The sequence below is a fragment of the Streptomyces sp. NBC_01549 genome (genome assembly GCF_026339955.1).
Classification (GTDB): Bacteria; Actinomycetota; Actinomycetes; order Streptomycetales; family Streptomycetaceae; genus Streptomyces.
Window position 1 is genome coordinate 2,790,246 of record NZ_JAPEPW010000001.1, and the last position, 16,608, is coordinate 2,806,853.

Sequence of the window (16,608 nt, forward strand, 5' to 3'; positions counted from 1 at the left end):
TGGAAGAGCCATACCGTACAAACGTTCCCTGGCCCCGGGGACACCGGGGCCCGAAGTCATTCCGCCATGGGCGACGAGCCCGCTCGTTTCAAGAGCGGTGCCCCTTCTGGTGATCCGGTCTTTCCCGGCGGGAGGACGGCCAGTGATCGAACGTCTCGTCCGGCGCGAGCCGATACAGCGCTTCCGTCAGGCGCTCGCAGGCCTCTTCGATCTCCCAGAGGGTGCGGTTGTGCTCGGTGATGACCGCCGAGAGCAGGAGGGCCGTCAGTGACACGGTGCCGTTGAAAGCCTGCAGGACGACCATCTTGGCGAGGAGATCGTGACCGGAGAACGGACCCGCCCCGTCGGCACCCGCGTCGATCGCGATCACGGAAGCGATCAGCACACAGGGCGCGGCGCCGACCAGCTGGAAGCGGAAGGCAGCCCAGATCAGGAAGGGGACGACAAGGAAGAGAAGCTCGACCGAGCTGTGCGTGGCCACCACGGCGACCGCGGCCGTGCCGCCCAGCAGGGCCACCGCCTCGGCCCAGCGGAGCACAGGTGTGCCGCGTGGCCATCGGGCGGTGCGCGCGGCCAGCAGCAAGGGCGCGATGACCAGGACCCCCATCGCGTCGCCCGTCCACCACACCGACCAGGTCGGCCAGAAATCCCGGGCTGCCAGCGCGCTGGAGGCCACCAGGACTGCGGTGCCGAGCGTCGCGCTGATCAGCATCCCGCCCAGGGCCCCGAGGAAGACCAGCGCCAGAGCGTCCCGCAGTCGGTCGAGCGCGGTACGGAATCCCACACGCCGCAGGAGGAGATAGGCGCAGATCGGGGCGAGCGTGTTGCTGGCCGCGATGGCGAGCACGGGGAGGATCGACGGCCCGAGCATCACGTTCACCACGAACGCCCCGAGAGCGATGCCTGGCCACATGCGAAGGCCCCACAGCATCAGGACGACGAGAGCGAGGCCGGTCGGCGGCCAGAGCGGCGTGACCTGCCCTCGCACCAGTTGCTGCTGCAGCCCGATCTTGGCACTGACGTAGTAAGCGGCCGTGACGGCGGCCACCTGCAGGCCCCCGGCGGTGTACCGCCGGAGCCGCTCACCGCGCGCGGCACTGCTCATCCTCGCTCACCCCAGCGGTCACACCGGACGAGGCGTGCCGCACCGGGGTCGCACATGCCGCGGATGTCGCTCATTTCTCGCCCTGCCGCTGCTCTTGGAACCCTCCGTGACGCTGCTCGTCCCCGAGCCCTCCGTAACGAAGGACAAGGACCGCGGCGTCGTCGCTGTGGCCGGTGAGATCCGCCACCTTGATCACCTGCGCGGCCAGCTCATCGGGGTCGGTGCGACAGGCGCCGCCGACCAGTTCGGCCACCCGCTCGAGGCCTTCCTCGATCGGGTACTTGGGGCCTTCCACCACGCCGTCGGTGAGCAGCACGAACGCGCCCACGCCGGTGAGCAGCCGGCGGGTCGACCGGTAGTTCTCGCCCGCATGGATGCCCAGCGGCAGACCGCCGTCGCTCAGGACCGTGTAGCAGCAGTCGTCTGCCGTGGCCCAGACGGCGGGGACATGCCCGGCGCGGGCGTCGGAAAGCTCGCTCGTGACCGGGTCGAAGCGCAGGAACGAACAGGTCACGAACAGCCCGCAGTCCATGGCGACGAGCAGGTCATTGGTGCGCCGGAGCACCTCCGCCGGGTCCGTGGTGGCGGTGGCGACGGCGCGCAGACAGGTGCGCACCTGCCCCATGAGAGCCGCGGCTTCGACATCGTGGCCCTGTACGTCTCCGATCACGAATCCCACCGAGCCGTCCGGCATGAGGAAGCCGTCGTACCAGTCGCCTCCTATGTCCAGCCCGGCCCGTGCGGGCGCGTACCGTCCCGCCACGTGCAGGCGCGGCAGGGCCGGCAGCTCGGCGGCGAGGACCTGGCGCTGCAGCGCGGCAGCCAGTTCCACGCGCGCCTGCTGGACCTTGATCCGATCCAGTATCCGGCCGGTGAGATCACCAAGCGTGTCCAGCAGCTCTGCGGTCCCACTGGGTGAACCGGTGCGGCGGCGAGGCATGGCATCACACTTCGGGCTTTTTCGGATGTGCGACGTGGGTCACATATTCACGGTACCCCTGTTACAGGCAGCTCATCCTGCTGGCACACGGCACTGCCGCCGCTACGACCAGCGAAAACAGACTGCGGGAACTGCTGCGGTGTTTGGGATCGCTCCTCAGCTGATCCGCCAGGGACGGAGCTTCTCGGGGTTTCGCACCGCCCAGATATGCCTGATCCGGTCGCCCGCGATCTCGAACGCGAACACGGTCGCGATGTTGCCGTCCTGCTGCGCCACCAAGCCGGGCAGGCCGTTGACCGTGCATTCCACGAACGTCGTGCGGTCGCCCGACACCCGGGCGATCTCGGCATAGGCACGTGCGATCCGCTCACCGCCCACGAGCGGGTGCTGGTGGGTGACGGCCAGCCCGCCGCCGTCGGCGGTCGCGGTGGCATCGGGGTCGAGCAGGCTGATCAGGGCGTCGATGTCCTTGACCTCCCACGCCGTTTTGAACTGCCTGACGAGGCCGGCCTGCCCGGCACTCGGACCCGCCGGGGTCTGCGCGGTGCGGATACGACGGCGGGCGGACGTGGCCAGTTGGCGGCACGCCGCCGGAGTGCGGCCGACGATCTCGGCGACCTCGCCGAAGGGGTAGCGGAAGACGTCGTGCAGGACGAACGCGACGCGCTCGGCCGGGGTCATCGAATCGAGGACGACCAGGAAGGCCATCGTCACCGACTCGTCGAGGGTGACCCGATCGGCCGGGTCGATCCCGCCGGCGCCGGAACGCCCGGTGATCCATTCCGTGGGCTCGGGCAGCGGCTCCGGGATCCAGTCGCCCACATACGTCTCCCGCCTGGCCCGCGCCGAGCCGAGCAGGTTCAGGCAGATGCGGCTGGCGACCGTCACCAGCCAGGCGCCGGGCGACTCGACGGCCTGCTGCTCCCGTGCGGACATGGCGTACCAGCGGGCGTAGGTCTCCTGCACGACGTCCTCGGCGTCGGCAAGGGACCCGAGGAGCCGATAGCCGAGGTTGATCAGCCGGCGCCGCTCGCTCATGATCGCGCTGAGGCCCGGATCGCTCTGATCGTCGCCGGGCTCGGCTCTGGTGGTCATGGTCTGGCCGTCTCCCTCGCTCGCCTCTGTGCCTCTACCCGGTACGACAAGACAGCGCATCGGAATGTGAGGCCGACGCGCCGCCTCACATTCCGAAGGGCCGCGTTGTCGTACCGGTGAGGACGACAACAAGACGGAGAGGTGACTTTGATGAACGACTTCCGGGCCATCGCGGACCGCGTCGAGATCGAGGCACTGCGCGGCGAGTTCACCGACGCGGCGATGATGCGCGACCGACCCCGCCTGGCGTCGCTGTTCACACCGGACGGTGCCCTGCGCATGCCCGACATCCCCGCCGAGCAGGTCGGCCGCGAGGAGATCCGTGCCGGGGGCGAGCGGCTGCAGAGCCAGTGGGACTTCTTCGTACAGACCACACACCCCGGCACGATCCTGCTCGACGGCGACACCGCGACCGGCCGCGCCTACATCCAAGAACTCGCGCGCACCCTCGACGGACGCCAGGGTCTGAACTACGCCGTCTACCACGACCGCTACCAGCGCACCGCGGAGGGCTGGAAGTTCGCCGAGCGGGTGTACGAGGTCAGGTATCTCGACACCTCCCCGCTGGCGGGCACGGCGCCCCACGCGGCGCGGGGTTCTGGGACCGACCCGGAAGACGCCACGGCCACCCCGGCTCCGGCCGCGTCCTTCGCCGACCCGGCATCGGCCGAACGACTGGAGCGGGTAGCCGCCGCGCTGCGGGCGGGCGGCTTCGCCGCCGAGATCCTCGACGACGCCGCGGCCGCGCGCGCCCGCGTCAAGGACCTGGTCCCCGAGGGCGCCAGCGTGCTCACCGGAGCCAGCGAGACCCTCCGGCTGTCCGGCATCGACGAGGACATCAACGCCGGCGGCCGGTACGACGCCATCAGGCCGCGCGTCCTGGCCATCGACCGTGCCACCGGCGCCGACGAGATCCGAAGGCTGGTCGCCGGCCCCGAATTCGTCGTCAACAGCGTCGCCGCGGTCACCGAGACCGGCTCGCTCGTCCTTGCCTCGGGCAGCGGCAGCCAACTCCCTGCCAACGCGGGCGGCGCCGCCCACGCGGTCTGGATCGTCGGCGCGCAGAAGGTGGTGCCTGACCTGAGCACAGCGCTGCGCCGCGTCGAGGAGCACGCCCTCCCGCTGGAGAACGCCCGCGCCCAGGCGGTGTACGGGATGCCCAGCGCCGTCAACCGCCTGCTCATCCTCAACGCGGAACCCCATCCTGGGCGCGGCACCGTGCTGCTTCTGCGAGAGGCCATCGGATACTGACCCGGCCCCCGCGGCCTTCCCATGCTGTTGGCGAATCGTCCGGCAGGGACACTCTCCTCGGCAACCGTGAACACTTAAGCGCTTAAGTGTTCACGGCTTCCGGCACACATAGGGTCGGACCGACGCCTCAGGCCCTGACCGTGAAGTAGAGCCAGCCGCCCCACGTGCTCAGGTTGGTGTTGTCCTTCGTGCTGCGCTCGTACTCGGAGCGGACCCGGAACTTCTGGTTGAGCGCGTTGGTGAGGCTCAGCTGGGTCTTCGCGATGCTGTTCGCGGCCAGGGCGAAGCAGCCCGACGTGGTGCGCGTGTGCCAGGCTCCGCTGTAGTACTGCTGGACCTGGAAGCGCTGGCACTGCCCCGCCTTGTTCGGCGTGACAGTCGCGGTCACCGTCGGCTTCACCGTGCGGTGGTAGACGCGGTAGGTGATGCCGCTGTACGTGGTGCTTGTGTAGGAGCCGCCGAGCGTCGTCGCGACCTTCACATGGGCGCCCGCGGTGCGGGTGACCGTCGCGGGCGCGTAGCGGTAGTCGCCCGCGAAGGACACCGAGAACGTCGTGTTGCGGGCGAGTTTGTACGTGGCCGTCAGGTTGCCCTCGGCGTCCACGGTCCCCGTCTTGACCAGTGTCTTCGTGCCGCCGTAGGGCGTGGCGTAGACCGAGACCGTACGGCTGTTGTACGTCGTGCCGAGGTGCGCGGTGACGGTGGCTGTCGCGCCGTACGCGTACGAAGACGCGTTGGTGGTGACGGACACGGCCGTCGCCGCGCGGGACATCTGGACGATCGCGGACGTGGTGGCCGCCTGGTGGGAGGCGTCCCCCGGGTGGCTCACCGTGTAGGTGTTGGCGCCGCCGATGGACGGCGTGTCCTTCACGGTGATCGTGCCGTCGACTCCCACGGGCACGGTCCACTTCACCGGCGTCGTGGTGTGGGCGGCGTCCGTGCGGGAGACGGTGACCGTCTGGCCGCTGCCGTACGGGGCGTCGCTGAGCTTGCCGCCGAAGGACAGAGCGGGCTGGTTTCTCCGGCACTTGGTGGCTGTCGAAGCCCGTCGCAGCCTGGAAGGTGACGGTCCGTAACACGGCCGGGGCCACCGTGCGTACCCTGTCCGGCTCCGACGCCCGCGGTCTGCAGACGGCCGACTGGGACGGCAAGGACTCCGCGGGCCGCCTCGTCGCCAACGGCACCTACACCTGGACGCTCACCGCCCAGCCCGCCGACGGCCAGGGCGCCGCCCTCAACCGCTCCGGCAGCCTCACGGTGATGGCCGGAGCGGCGGCACCGCGCGACTACGCGGGCAACGACGGCGTCGGTGACCTCTTCACCCTCAACTCCTCCGACGCTCTCACCGTCCAACGCGGCAGCGGCAACGGCACGTTGGGCAGCAAGGTGTCCGGCAGCGGCTGGCCGACGAGCGCGAAGTTCGTGCCGTACGGCCACCTGAGCAGCGACCGTTGCAACGACATCCTGGTCCGGCTGAGCAGCGGCGCGCTGCGCGCCTACCGCCCTGCCTGCGGCAAGGCTCCCGGCGACCTGGCGGAGATGAGCGCGGAACGCCTCACCGTGGACCTCACCGCCTCCATCCACGCGCTGCTTCACGAAGGCGGTGAGGTCCACGCCGACGAGTCCGCCCGGCATTCCGCTGGTTAATCTTCAGGTATGACCACCGAGTTGGCTCTGCTGTCCCGTGTCGCCTATCGCGGACAGGAGGTCACCGCGCCCCGGCTGCGCGGGCTGCTGGCGTTGCTCGCCGGGGATCTGCGCGGCGGGTGCAGCGCCGGCCGGCTGGTGGAGGGGCTGTGGGCGGACGAGCTGCCGGAGCGGCCGGGCAAGGCGGTGCAGGTCCTGGTGTCGCGGCTCAGGGCGCAGTTGGGGGCCGAGCTGGTCGTCAGTACGCCGACGGGGTACCGGCTGGCGCTGGACGAGGCACGGGTCGACAGTTGCGCGCTGCCGCTGTACGAGGCGGCGAGCGCCGAGCGGGCACGGGCCGGGGATCACATGGGCGCCTTGACGCAGGCCGAGGCGGGCCTGGCTCTGTGGGACGGGAGCGTGGGCGCCGGCGCGGGAGAGGACCTGCACGATCCGGTGGTGGCGCTGCGCGTCGAACGGGTCCCGGTACACCGTTCCCTCGTACGGTCGCGGGCGCTCGCGCTCGCCCGGGTCGGACGGCGGGAGGAGGCGGCGGCACCACTGGCCGAGCTGGCCCGGGAGCTGCTGCGCGACGAGGAGGTGCTGGCGGAGCTCCTGCGGTGTGAGGCCGCGACCGCGGGCCGGGCCGCGGCGCTGACCCGGTACGACGCCTATCGCCGTCGGCTGCGGGACGAACTGGGGACCGACCCGGGGCCCCGACTCAGGTCCGTGTACCAGGAGTTGGTGCGGGCGGACGTGCCGCATGTCCGGCACGGTGTACCGCACGAACCGAATCCCCTGCTGGGGCGGGACGCCGATGTCGCCGCCGTGGCCGGGTTGTTGCGCGAGGTCCGGGTGGTCACGCTCGTCGGTCCCGGCGGGCTGGGCAAGACCCGTCTCTCCTACGCGGTGAGCCGGGCGGCCGAGCAGCCGGTGGTGCATTTCGTCCCCCTGGCCGGTGTCCTCGCCGACGACGACGTCGCCGCCGAAGTGGCCTCGGCCGTCGGTGCCGGGGAGGGCGGGCGGTTCAGCGGGGGCGGGGACGTGGTGAGCGGCATCGTCGCCGCGCTGGGCGCCGGGCCCGCGCTGCTGGTGCTGGACAACTGCGAGCAGGTGATCACCGGCGCGGCGGATCTCGTACAGGCGCTGGTGTCGCGGTCGAAGGAGCTGCGGGTGCTGGCCACCAGCCGCGCTCCACTGGGGCTGACCTCGGAGTCCGTGTACGCCCTGCCGGAGCTTTCGCCGGCGACGTCGGTCGAGCTCTTCGAGCAGCGGGCGCGGGCCGCGAGGCCCGGCGTGGAACTGCCCGCCGACAAGGTGGCGGAGATCTGCCGCCACCTGGACGGGCTCCCGCTGGCCGTCGAACTCGCCGCGGCCCGGGTGCGGGTGCTGTCCGTGGTGGACATCTCGCGCCGGCTCCGGGACCGCTTCGCGCTGCTGCGCGGCGGCGCCCGCGACGCGCCCGAGCGGCATCGCACGCTGCAGGCCGTGGTCGAGTGGAGCTGGAATCTGCTGGAGCCGGATGGGCGGGCCGCGCTGCGCGCGCTGTCGGTGTTCCCCGGGGGCTTCACCGAGGACGCGGCCCAGCGCGTGCTCGGTGAGAACGAGGACGCGCTGACGCTGCTGGAGCAGTTGGCCGGTCAGTCCCTGGTCAAGGTGGGGGACAGTCCCGCCGGGGTGCGCTTCCACATGCTGGAGACGCTGCGGGAGTTCAGTGCCGCCCGGCGCGCCGAGGCCGGCGAGGAGGAAGCGGTGACCGACCGGTTCCTGCTCTGGGCCCGGGACTTCGGGCGGGCGCACCACGACGCGCTGTTCCGCGCCGACCCGGTGCCCGCGTGGTTCCGTATGCGGGCCGAGCAGGACAACCTCGTCCTGGCCCTGCGGTACGCGCTGGCCCGCGCCGACGGTCCCACCACCGCGGCGCTCACCGCCGTGCTGGCCTCCCTGTGGGTCACCGACTCCAACTACGCCCGGCTCGTCGCCCTGTGCGTCGAGACCGGCGGGCCGCTGTCCCGTTTCCGGCCCGGCCCCGAGAACCCCGAGGACATCGAGGCGGCCCGCAGCGCGGCGGCGGTGTGCACGGGGAGCCTCTTCGTGGGCCTCGGCCCGCACGCCGCACGGCAACTGGTCACCCTGCGCCGGCTGCCGCCCGCCCCGCCGGACACGGTCGTGCGGGCGATGGCCGCGGTGCTGTGTGCCATCCCTGACGTGCGCCCGCCGCAGTACACGCGGCTACGGGAGCTCTCCTCATCCGACGCGCCCCTGCTGGCCGGCACGGCGTGGGCCGTCCTCAGTTACGTGTGGGAGGCCGAGCACGAGCCGGAGCGGGCGCTGGAGTGCGCCCGCCGGATGCCTGACACCTTGGGGTCACTGGGCAATCCGGCCATGCGGCTGCTCAGCCACGGGCGGATCAGCGAACTGTGCATCCAGTCCGGGCGGGGCACGGAAGCGTACGACCATCTGCGGGCCGCGCTGCGCACGCTCGAGGAGTTCGACGGCTGGCCGGACTCGATCGGCGTCCGCTGGGGGCTGGTGTTTGCCAGTCTGCAACGCGGGGAGGTCGACGAGGCGGAGTACTGGCTGGGACTCGCGGCCCTGGACCAGCAGCCGGAGTCCGCCCGGATCTACGCTCCCGATCTGGCGGCCCGGGCGGAGATCGCGCTGGCCCGGGGGCTGACCGAGGTCGGGCTCGGGCTGTGGCGCCGGGCGGTGGAGCGGATCCGGCAGGACAGCGTGCTGCTCGCCGGCGATCCGTTCGTGGATCCCTGGGCGCTGCAGGTGCAGTCGGCCGCGCTGGCGGCGCACGCGCAGCACGGCCGGCTCGAACCGGCGGCCGCGCTGGCCGGGCAGCTGCGGGAGCGGCTCCTCGGGATGCTGTCCGGCTCCTCCGGTTCTTCCGGCTCCTCCGGTTCTTCGGGTTCTTCGGGTTCATCGGGTTCATCGGGTTCATCGGGTTCATCGGGTTCATCGGGTTCTTCGGGTTCATCGGGTTCTTCGGGTGACAGGTCTCCGGTGGAACTGCCGGTGTACGGCGCGGTGTTGCTGGCTCTCGGCTTCGCCGGGCTGGCCGGGGGCGACCCGGCGGGCGTACGGCTGTTGGCGCTGGCGGAGCGGATGCCGACGGTGCAGGAGTTCCCCACCCTGTCCTGGGCCCGGTCCCGGCAGGCCGCCGAGAACGCCGACAGGGCGGCCTACGACGACGCGAGGTCGACGTACGCCGCCCTGGGGCGGGAGGAACTGCGGGCCGCGGCCCGGCAGGAACTCAACTCCGCGGTTCGCGGTTGAACTTCGCCTTGGACCACAGGTAGCCCAGCACCGTCAGCCCCAGGCCCCAGGCGACGGCCAGCACCGCGTTCCTGACGCCGATCTCGCTGCCCAGCAGCAGCCCGCGCAGGGTCTCGATGAAGGGCGAGAACGGCTGGTACTCGGCGAACCAGCGGAACCAGCCCGGCATGGCGTCCACCGGAACGAACGCGCTGGACAGGAACGGCAGCATCACCAGCGGCGTTCCGATGTTGCTGGCCCCCTCGGGGTTGGGGCTGATCAGACCGATGCCGACCGCGAGCCAGGTCAGGGCGAGGCTGACCAGAGCCATCAGCCCGGCCGCCGCGATCCACTCCACCGGCGACGCGTCGGGCCTGAAGCCGATGGCCAGTCCGATGCCCAGGACCAGCGCCAGGGCCATCATCGTCTGGATCACGCTGCCGATCACGTGGCCGATCAGCACGGAGGCGCGGGAGATCGCCATGGTGCGGAACCGGGCCATGATGCCCTCGGTCATGTCGGTGCACACGGCCACCGCGGTGCCCAGCGAGGTCATGGCCACGGTCAGGGCGAGGATGCCGGGGACGATGTAGGCGACGTAGTCGGCGCGGTTCGCGGGACCGCCGGTGATGCCGGCGCTCATCACGTTGCCGAAGACGTAGACGAACAGCAGCAGCAGGATGACCGGGGTGAGCAGGAGGTTCAGGGTGAGGGAGGGGTAGCGGCGGGCGTGCAGGAGGTTGCGCCGCAGCATGGTGAGGTTGTCGCGGAACGCGTAGGTCGCGGTGCTCATCGGACGGTCTCCTTGTCGGCGGGCTGCGAAGGTACGGGGCTGGCGGTCAGAGCGAAGAACACGTCGTCCAGGTCCGGGCTGTGCACGGACAGCTCGTCGGCCTCGATGCCGGCGGTGTCCAGCCAGTCGAGGATGGCGCGCAGCTCGCGCTGGCTGCCGTCGCTGGGGATCTGCAGCGCCAGTGCCTCGTCGTCCCGGGTGACCTCGCGCAGTGCGGTCGCCGCCTGCTCATACGCCACCGGGTCGGAGAACCGCAGCCGTACGTGGCCGCCGGGGACGAGCCGCTTGAGTTCCTCGGCGCTGCCCTCGGCGACGAGCCTGCCGCCGTTGAGCACCGCGATGCGGTCGGCGAGTTCGTCGGCCTCGTCCAGGTACTGGGTGGTGAGGAAGACGGTCGTGCCGCCGGAGACCAGCTCGCGGATGATCCCCCACATGGTGTGCCGGGAACGCGGGTCGAGGCCGGTGGTCGGCTCGTCGAGGAAGATGATCCGCGGGCTGCCGACCAGCGTCATGGCGATGTCCAGGCGGCGCTTCATGCCGCCGGAGTAGGTGGAGGCGGGCTTCTTGGCGGCCTCGACCAGGTCGAAGCGCTCCAGCAGTTCGGCGGTCACCCGCCGTCCCTCGGCGCGGGAGAGGTGGTGCAGGTCCGCCATCAGGAGCATGTTCTCCTCGCCGGTGATCAGCCCGTCCACGGCGGAGAACTGGCCGGTGACGCCGATCGCGTCCCGAACGGCCTGGGCCTCGGCGGTGACGTCGTGCCCGGCGATCCGCGCCTGCCCGCCGTCGGCGGAGATCAGCGTCGACAGGATGTTGACCACCGTGGTCTTGCCGGCGCCGTTCGGCCCGAGGAGCGAGAAGATCGTGCCGGCGGGCACCTGGATGTCAATGCCGTCGAGGACTGTCTTGTCCCCGTAGGACTTCCGCAGCCCGGTGGCCGCGATCGCGGGTTCTTGGTTCGTCGTCATGCCGCAGAGCTTGCGGGCGGGGCGCTTCAGAACGGCTTCAACCCGGTTTCAGTCCCTGGAGAGGAGCTCCAGGGCGTTGAAACCCGCAGTTCAGGCCAGCCGGTCGACCGCGACGTCGTGGCCCTGCGCCCGGCCGGACATCAGAAGCTCGATCAGGGTCAGCAACAGGTCGCGGCTTGCCCGGCGCTGCCGGAGGTCGCCCATGACGATGGGGGTGTGCGGGTCGAGGTCGAGTGCCTCCCGGACCTCGGACTCGGTGCGGTCCCGGCGTCCGTCGAAGCAGTTGACGCCGACGACGAACGGGATGCCGCGGCTCTCGAAGAAGTCGATCGACGCGAAACTGCTCTTCAGCCGCCGGGTGTCCACGAGGACGACGGCGCCGAGCGCCCCGTGCACCAGGTCGTTCCACATGAACCAGAAGCGTTCCTGGCCGGGTGTGCCGAAGAGGTACAGCACGAGTTGGGAGTTCACGGTGATCCGGCCGAAGTCCAGGGCCACCGTCGTGGTGGCCTTCTGGTCCACCCCGTCGATGTCGTCCACGCCGATGCCCGCGGCCGTCAGATGCTCCTCGGTGTTCAGGGGCACGACCTCGCTCACGGCACCGACCATCGTGGTCTTGCCCACGCCGAATCCGCCCGCGATGAGTATCTTCACCGCCGCCGGAGCCTGGGCCGCGGTGGAGTGGGTCGGGTCTGTCCCGACCCGGTCGTCAGAGTCTGAGTAGGCCATCTTTCACCGCCTGAAGAAGTGTCATGTCCAGTCCCTGGCCCACCGCGACCGCCAGCGGTGGCCGGGCCGTCACCCCGCCGAGCGTGATCAGGTCGGAGACAAGGATCTTCGTCACCGCCACGGGCAGGTTCAGCTCGGCGGCGACCTCGGCGAGAGCCACCGGGGTGCGGCACAGCTGGAGGATCAGCCTGTGTTCGGGTTGCAGGCCACGGGTCGAGACCTGCTCACCGGGCGCGACGACCGTCGCGATCACGGTGATGAGGGTGAGGTCGTCCCGAGCCGAGGTCGTGCGTCCCTGGGTGATCGTGTACGGCCTGATGAAGCTCTCCTCCGCGTACTCGTCGTCCGGTGCCGCGTCCGCCCAGTGGCTCACCCACGTCCTCCCCCACTCTCGCCGTCGCTGGAGCGGCGGGACCCCGTTCCCTCGGCGTCATCCCGCGCCACACGGGCCTCGGTGCCCAGGCGTTGCCCGACCTGCTGGACGAGGGTGTGCATCGCCACGGACATCACCTCGGCGTCCACCTCCTGGTCCGCCACGACCGCCAGGTGCGTGCCCCGGCCGGCGGAGCTGACGAAGAGCCAGAGTTCACGGAGCTCGATGATGACCTGGTGGACCGGCCCGCCGCCGAAGACGTCACCGACTCCGCGGGCCAGGCTCTGCTGGCCGGTGGCGATGGCGGCCAGGCGTTCCGCGTCGACCCGTTCGATGCTGCTGGACTGGCTGACCACCAGGCCGTCGTCGGACAGCACGATGGCGTTCCTGGTGCCCGGAACCTGGTCGACCAAGCGGTCGAGCAACCAGTCGAGGTCGGAGTTGGTGGCAGTGGTGCGCAGAGTCATCGTCTGTCTTCCTTGCGGGCCCCGTCGTGGCCCGGTGAGGGGTGAGTGGGCTGTTGATCGGAGTCGGGCCCGAGCCGGGCTATCCGGGACTGGCGCTGGAAGGCGCCGATGGTGGCGCCGGAGCGGCGCGGCGCGCTCCGGCGCGGCAACGGCTCCGTCTCTGTTTCCGTTTCCGTCTTCGTTTCCGATGTCTCGACGTGCGGCGCCTCGGCGTATACACGGGGAGGATCGCGAAGTTCGGCGGCCAGACTGGCCTGTCGTACCCGGCGGGGCAGCGGTTCCGAACTCGTCGTGGGGGGCTCGGCGGTGGTGCGGGCCGTCGGTCTGGCCAAGGATCCGATGAGTTGGCGCGTGAACGTCTCCTGGTCACCGGAGTGCGGTTGCGGCTGGGGCTCCGGCCGCGGATCCCGGGGATCGTCGTCCTGTCCGGAGCGGGGTGCGCCGATGACCGAGAGCTGGGCCGGGGCAGCGCCGTCCGGTGACTCCGAGGCCGGCCTCCCGTCGGAGATCAGCTCTGCCGGCACCAGGACGACCACCCGGGTGCCGCCGAAGGAGGAGGGCCGCAGCTCGACGTTCAGCCCCAGGTTGGCGGACAGCCGCGCCACGACGTACAGGCCGAGGCGGGCGTCGTCGGCGCGGGACATCACGTCCATGCGGGGCGGGTCGGCCATCAGGCGGTTGGCCTCGGCGTACTGCTCGGGGTCCATGCCCATGCCCCGGTCCTCGATCTCGACCGCGACGCCACGGCCCACCCGGGACGCGGACACCTCCACCGGAGTCGGCGGTTTGGAGAACGACACCGCGTTCTCCATCAGTTCGGCCAGTACGTGCACCATGGCGCCGACCGCGCGCTCGGACAGCCAGGTCTCGCCCTCGGTGTCGATCCGGATGCGCCGGTAGTCCTGCACCTCGCCCTGCGCGGCGCGCAGCACGTCCAGCAGCGGCACGGGATTGCGCCAGCGCCGCTGGGGCGTACCGCCACCGAGGATGACCAGGTTCTCCTCGTAGCGCCGCAGCCGGGCGGCCAGGTGGTCGACGTCGAAGAGTCCTTCCAGGACCTCGGGGTCCTCGTGCTGCCGCTGCATCTCGCCGAGACGTTTCATCTGCATGCCGATCAGCAACTGGGTGCGTCGGGCGATGCGCTGCAGCAGACGCTCGAAGCCGCGGTACTGCTCGACCTGCCGCACGGCCGTCTCCAGGGCACTGCCGCGGGCCTCGTTGAGAGCCTGGCCGAGCATGCCCAGTTCGTCGTTGCCGTAGCGGATCTCGGGCAGTTCGGCGTCCGTGTCCACCGTCTCGCCCTGCCGCAGCCGCTCCACCATGTCGGGCAGCCGGGTCTGCAGCTCCAGCGCCGCGGAGCGGAGCCCGAAGATGCGGCGGCGCAGAACTCCGGTGAGCCGCAGCGAGACCAGGAACACCAGCAGTACGGCCGCGCCGCCCACGGCGCTGTTGACGATCAGGTCCGTCATCATGCCGTCGAGCTGGTCCTCGGTGGCGCTGACGAGGTACTCGGCGTAGGAGCCGCTTGCCTGTGTCAGCTGGGGTGTTATCGCCCCGTAGCTCTGCTGCCACTCCTTGCCCAGCCGTGCCGATACCGGGGTCCGGCCGTCCTCCCCGGGGTTCTCGGCGGTCAGGACCGTCTGCTCGATCCGGGTCTTCTGCTTCCAGGCCGCGCCGGACAGGATGCCCTGGTACGTCTTGGCGGGCCCGCTCGGCAGCCGCGGTACGACCTTGTTGTCGTAGATGTGCTGCTGACCGCCGATCGCCTGGGCGAGTTGGGAGCGCTGCGCACTGGTGAAGTGGCCGCTCACCGTTGCGGCGGTGAAGATCGTGTTCTCGCGCGAGAGCATCTCCGCGCCCCACTGCGAGTCGATCAGCGGCTTGGTGAGGACGGTGACCTCGCCGAAGCCCACGTTGGTGAAGTCCTCGAACAGTTGCATGTCCGAGGCGATGACATCGGTGTAGTGGTCGAACGTCTGCTCCTGGGTGGCGTCCCGCTCGTCCACCGCCTGACGGTACGCGGGCAGTCGGTCCAGGCCCCGGCCGACCCGCTGGTAACCCTCGGCGAGAGCGGCCGGCATGGCGTCGGAGAGTGCTTTGAGACCCTGGACGGACCGGTCGGTGAGCGCACGCTGCTTCGCCAGTCTCGACTGGTAGGCCTTGGGGTCGGCGAGCGCCGCAGCGCTCAGTTGCCGCTCCGCCTGCAATTGGTACAAGACGACGGCGATCGGCTGCCCGACCTGCTTGCCCGCTTCGTTGCGGTCGTGGACGGTCTTCCAGTTGCCGTAGAGCTGGGCCGAGTTCATCGCCCACAGGGCGACCAGGGCGATGGTGGGAACCAGGGCCAGGACGAGCAGGGTCGTACGCAGCGACAACCCGCGCTTCGAAACCGTCTCCTGGCCGCCTTGCCGCGGTTCCGTTTCGCGGCTTGTCTGCTGTTCTGCCGCTCGCGCGTGAAGTGCCACGAAAGTTCCCGCCATGCTAGCAATGGCGGACTGGTCCGATATGAGGTCCGCGCGATGTCAGGGGAAACCTACTCATCACACAAATGATCTCAATAGTTTGATCGTTCAAATTGACCACAACACTTTGAGCAATCATTCGCGCACGCACCGCACCGAAGGCGTTCAGAAGCGGCCGTTCTGCCGCCTCGATTCAGCCAAGTCGCCTATGAGAAAGGTAAGTTCGCCTCAGCCGGCGGAGCCCGCCTTCCACTGATCCCACGGCATGTTCCAGCCGTTGAGGCCGTTGTCGGGGGCGATCGTCCGGTCGTCGGAGTTGCGCACCACGACCACGTCACCGATGAGGGAGTTGTCGTAGAACCAGGCGGCGTCCTGCTGGGAGTCGTTGCCGCCCTTGGCGTCGTTGAGGCCCACACAGCCGTGGCTGAGGTTGGAGCGCCCGAACGCCGAGTCGGGGGCCCAGTAGTTGCCGTGGACGAACGTGCCCGAGGTGGACAGACGCATGGCGTGCGGGACGTCGGGGATGTCGTACTGACCGGCGTAGCCCACCGTGGCTCCGTTCATCCGGGTGCTGATCAGCTTCTCGGAAATCACCATCTGGCCGTTCCAGGTGGTCGAGTCGGGGGCGCCCGCCGTGATGGGCAGCGTCTTCAGGGTCTTGCCGTCGCGGACGACCGTCATCCGGTGCGTGGAGGCGTCCACGGTGGAGACCTGACCGCGGCCGACGGTGAAGCGGACCGTCCTGTCCTGTTCGCCATAGGCGCCCTTGGCGCCCTTCACCCCGTCGAGACGGATCTTGACGGTGATGGTGGAGCGGGCCTTCCAGTACTGCTGCGGACGGAAGTCGAGGCGCTGCGCGCCGAACCAGTGGCCGACGACGGCCTGTCCGCTGCTGGAGCTGACCTCGATGGCCGACTCGACCGACTTCTTGTCGGTGATCGCCTTGTCGAAGGTGAACGAGACCGGCATCCCCACACCGACCGTGGATCCGTTGTCCGGGGTGAACGCGCCGGTGAAACGGTCGGTCTCGGCGACGGTCGTGAAGGCGATCTTCTTCGTCTCCTTGCGTCCCTCGGCGCCCGCGGCCACCACGGTCAGCCGGTAGGCGGTGCCGTGGTCGAGGACGGCATCCGGTGCCCAGGTCCTGCCGTCCGAGGACACGGCGCCGGGTACGACCCCGCCGTTCGCCGTGGCCAGGGACACTTGGGTGATCTTCCCGGCCTCGACCGTGACACGGCCACCGCGCCGGACGGAGACGTGCTGCTGCCCGTCGGTCGCGTTCAGTCGTATGTGCGGTGCGCTCGCCGCTCGGGCCGCGGCGGTGGACGCCTTCGTACGGTCGCTCTCGTCGCCTGGTCCGGTGCTGCAGCCGGCCAGAAGGCAGGCCGCGACGGACAGGGCGACAAGGGCGACGGCCGGGCGGGTGCGGTGCATGGGATCTCCGTCGTTCGCGTCGGGTGGTGTCTGCCACCGAGTCGTGGGAAGTCGGCCCCGGGGAGAAGCGGCGCGGTGTCGACGCGGCCCGGCGTGACGCCGGC

14 protein-coding genes are annotated in these 16,608 nt (G+C 70.4%); 3 read left to right on the forward strand and 11 right to left on the reverse strand.

From position 1 onward, the window contains the following. Window positions 1–88: 88 nt before the first annotated feature. The 3 genes from OG819_RS12155 to sigJ form a co-directional block, all read right to left on the reverse strand. Window positions 89–1,105, reverse strand: coding sequence for an MASE1 domain-containing protein (locus OG819_RS12155; RefSeq protein WP_266626776.1), 1,017 nt, complete (start codon window positions 1,103–1,105; stop codon window positions 89–91). 70 nt (window positions 1,106–1,175) lie between these two features. Continuing rightward, complete coding sequence (locus OG819_RS12160) at window positions 1,176–2,045, reverse strand: PP2C family protein-serine/threonine phosphatase (RefSeq protein ID WP_266649371.1); 870 nt, start codon at window positions 2,043–2,045, stop codon at window positions 1,176–1,178. Between the two features lie 156 nt (window positions 2,046–2,201). Next, the gene (gene sigJ / locus OG819_RS12165; RefSeq protein WP_266626773.1) at window positions 2,202–3,140 is read right to left on the reverse strand and encodes an RNA polymerase sigma factor SigJ; all 939 of its coding nucleotides are present in this window, start codon (window positions 3,138–3,140) and stop codon (window positions 2,202–2,204) included. Window positions 3,141–3,290: 150 nt separating this feature from the next. On the opposite strand from sigJ, the gene OG819_RS12170 reads away from it, so the two are divergent. Next, entirely contained in the window at window positions 3,291–4,391 is a 1,101-nt protein-coding gene (locus OG819_RS12170) for a nuclear transport factor 2 family protein (RefSeq protein WP_266626771.1), read from the forward strand. Between the two features lie 127 nt (window positions 4,392–4,518). Here the strand turns inward: OG819_RS12170 and OG819_RS12175 are convergent, their stop codons facing one another. Continuing rightward, on the reverse strand, window positions 4,519–5,304 hold the full coding sequence (locus tag OG819_RS12175; protein ID WP_266649373.1) for a hypothetical protein: 786 nt from the start codon (window positions 5,302–5,304) through the stop codon (window positions 4,519–4,521). 149 nt (window positions 5,305–5,453) lie between these two features. Between OG819_RS12175 and OG819_RS12180 the strand changes: the two genes are divergently transcribed. Then, window positions 5,454–6,038 carry a FlgD immunoglobulin-like domain containing protein gene (locus tag OG819_RS12180; RefSeq protein WP_266649374.1) on the forward strand — a complete coding sequence of 195 codons (585 nt, stop codon included), beginning with the start codon at window positions 5,454–5,456 and terminating at the stop codon, window positions 6,036–6,038. Between the two features lie 9 nt (window positions 6,039–6,047). Next, window positions 6,048–9,302: a BTAD domain-containing putative transcriptional regulator gene (locus OG819_RS12185; protein WP_266649375.1), complete on the forward strand. Its 3,255-nt coding sequence runs from the start codon at window positions 6,048–6,050 to the stop codon at window positions 9,300–9,302. Here OG819_RS12185 and OG819_RS12190 read toward each other — a convergent pair. From OG819_RS12190 to OG819_RS12220, 7 genes are all read right to left on the reverse strand, one after another. Then, window positions 9,280–10,074 carry an ABC transporter permease gene (locus OG819_RS12190; protein ID WP_266626763.1) on the reverse strand — a complete coding sequence of 265 codons (795 nt, stop codon included), beginning with the start codon at window positions 10,072–10,074 and terminating at the stop codon, window positions 9,280–9,282. The genes OG819_RS12185 and OG819_RS12190 overlap by 23 nt on opposite strands. Further along, window positions 10,071–11,039, reverse strand: a complete 969-nt coding sequence (locus OG819_RS12195) for an ATP-binding cassette domain-containing protein (protein WP_266626761.1) — start codon at window positions 11,037–11,039, stop codon at window positions 10,071–10,073. The genes OG819_RS12190 and OG819_RS12195 overlap by 4 nt, the downstream gene beginning before the upstream one ends. A 90-nt stretch (window positions 11,040–11,129) precedes the next feature. Continuing rightward, window positions 11,130–11,768 (reverse strand): ATP/GTP-binding protein, encoded by a 639-nt coding sequence (locus tag OG819_RS12200; RefSeq protein WP_266626759.1) that lies wholly within the window; start codon window positions 11,766–11,768, stop codon window positions 11,130–11,132. Further along, a complete protein-coding gene (locus OG819_RS12205) occupies window positions 11,749–12,141 on the reverse strand; it encodes a DUF742 domain-containing protein (protein ID WP_266626757.1) in 393 nt (130 codons plus the stop codon). Before OG819_RS12205 ends, OG819_RS12200 begins: the two co-directional genes overlap by 20 nt. Further along, window positions 12,138–12,608: a roadblock/LC7 domain-containing protein gene (locus tag OG819_RS12210; RefSeq protein WP_266432218.1), complete on the reverse strand. Its 471-nt coding sequence runs from the start codon at window positions 12,606–12,608 to the stop codon at window positions 12,138–12,140. Before OG819_RS12210 ends, OG819_RS12205 begins: the two co-directional genes overlap by 4 nt. After that, the gene (locus OG819_RS12215; RefSeq protein WP_266649376.1) at window positions 12,605–14,983 is read right to left on the reverse strand and encodes a nitrate- and nitrite sensing domain-containing protein; all 2,379 of its coding nucleotides are present in this window, start codon (window positions 14,981–14,983) and stop codon (window positions 12,605–12,607) included. The genes OG819_RS12210 and OG819_RS12215 overlap by 4 nt, the downstream gene beginning before the upstream one ends. Window positions 14,984–15,298: 315 nt before the next feature. Beyond that, a complete protein-coding gene (locus OG819_RS12220; RefSeq protein WP_266626753.1) occupies window positions 15,299–16,504 on the reverse strand; it encodes an Ig-like domain-containing protein in 1,206 nt (401 codons plus the stop codon). Between the last annotated feature and the right edge of the window lie 104 nt (window positions 16,505–16,608).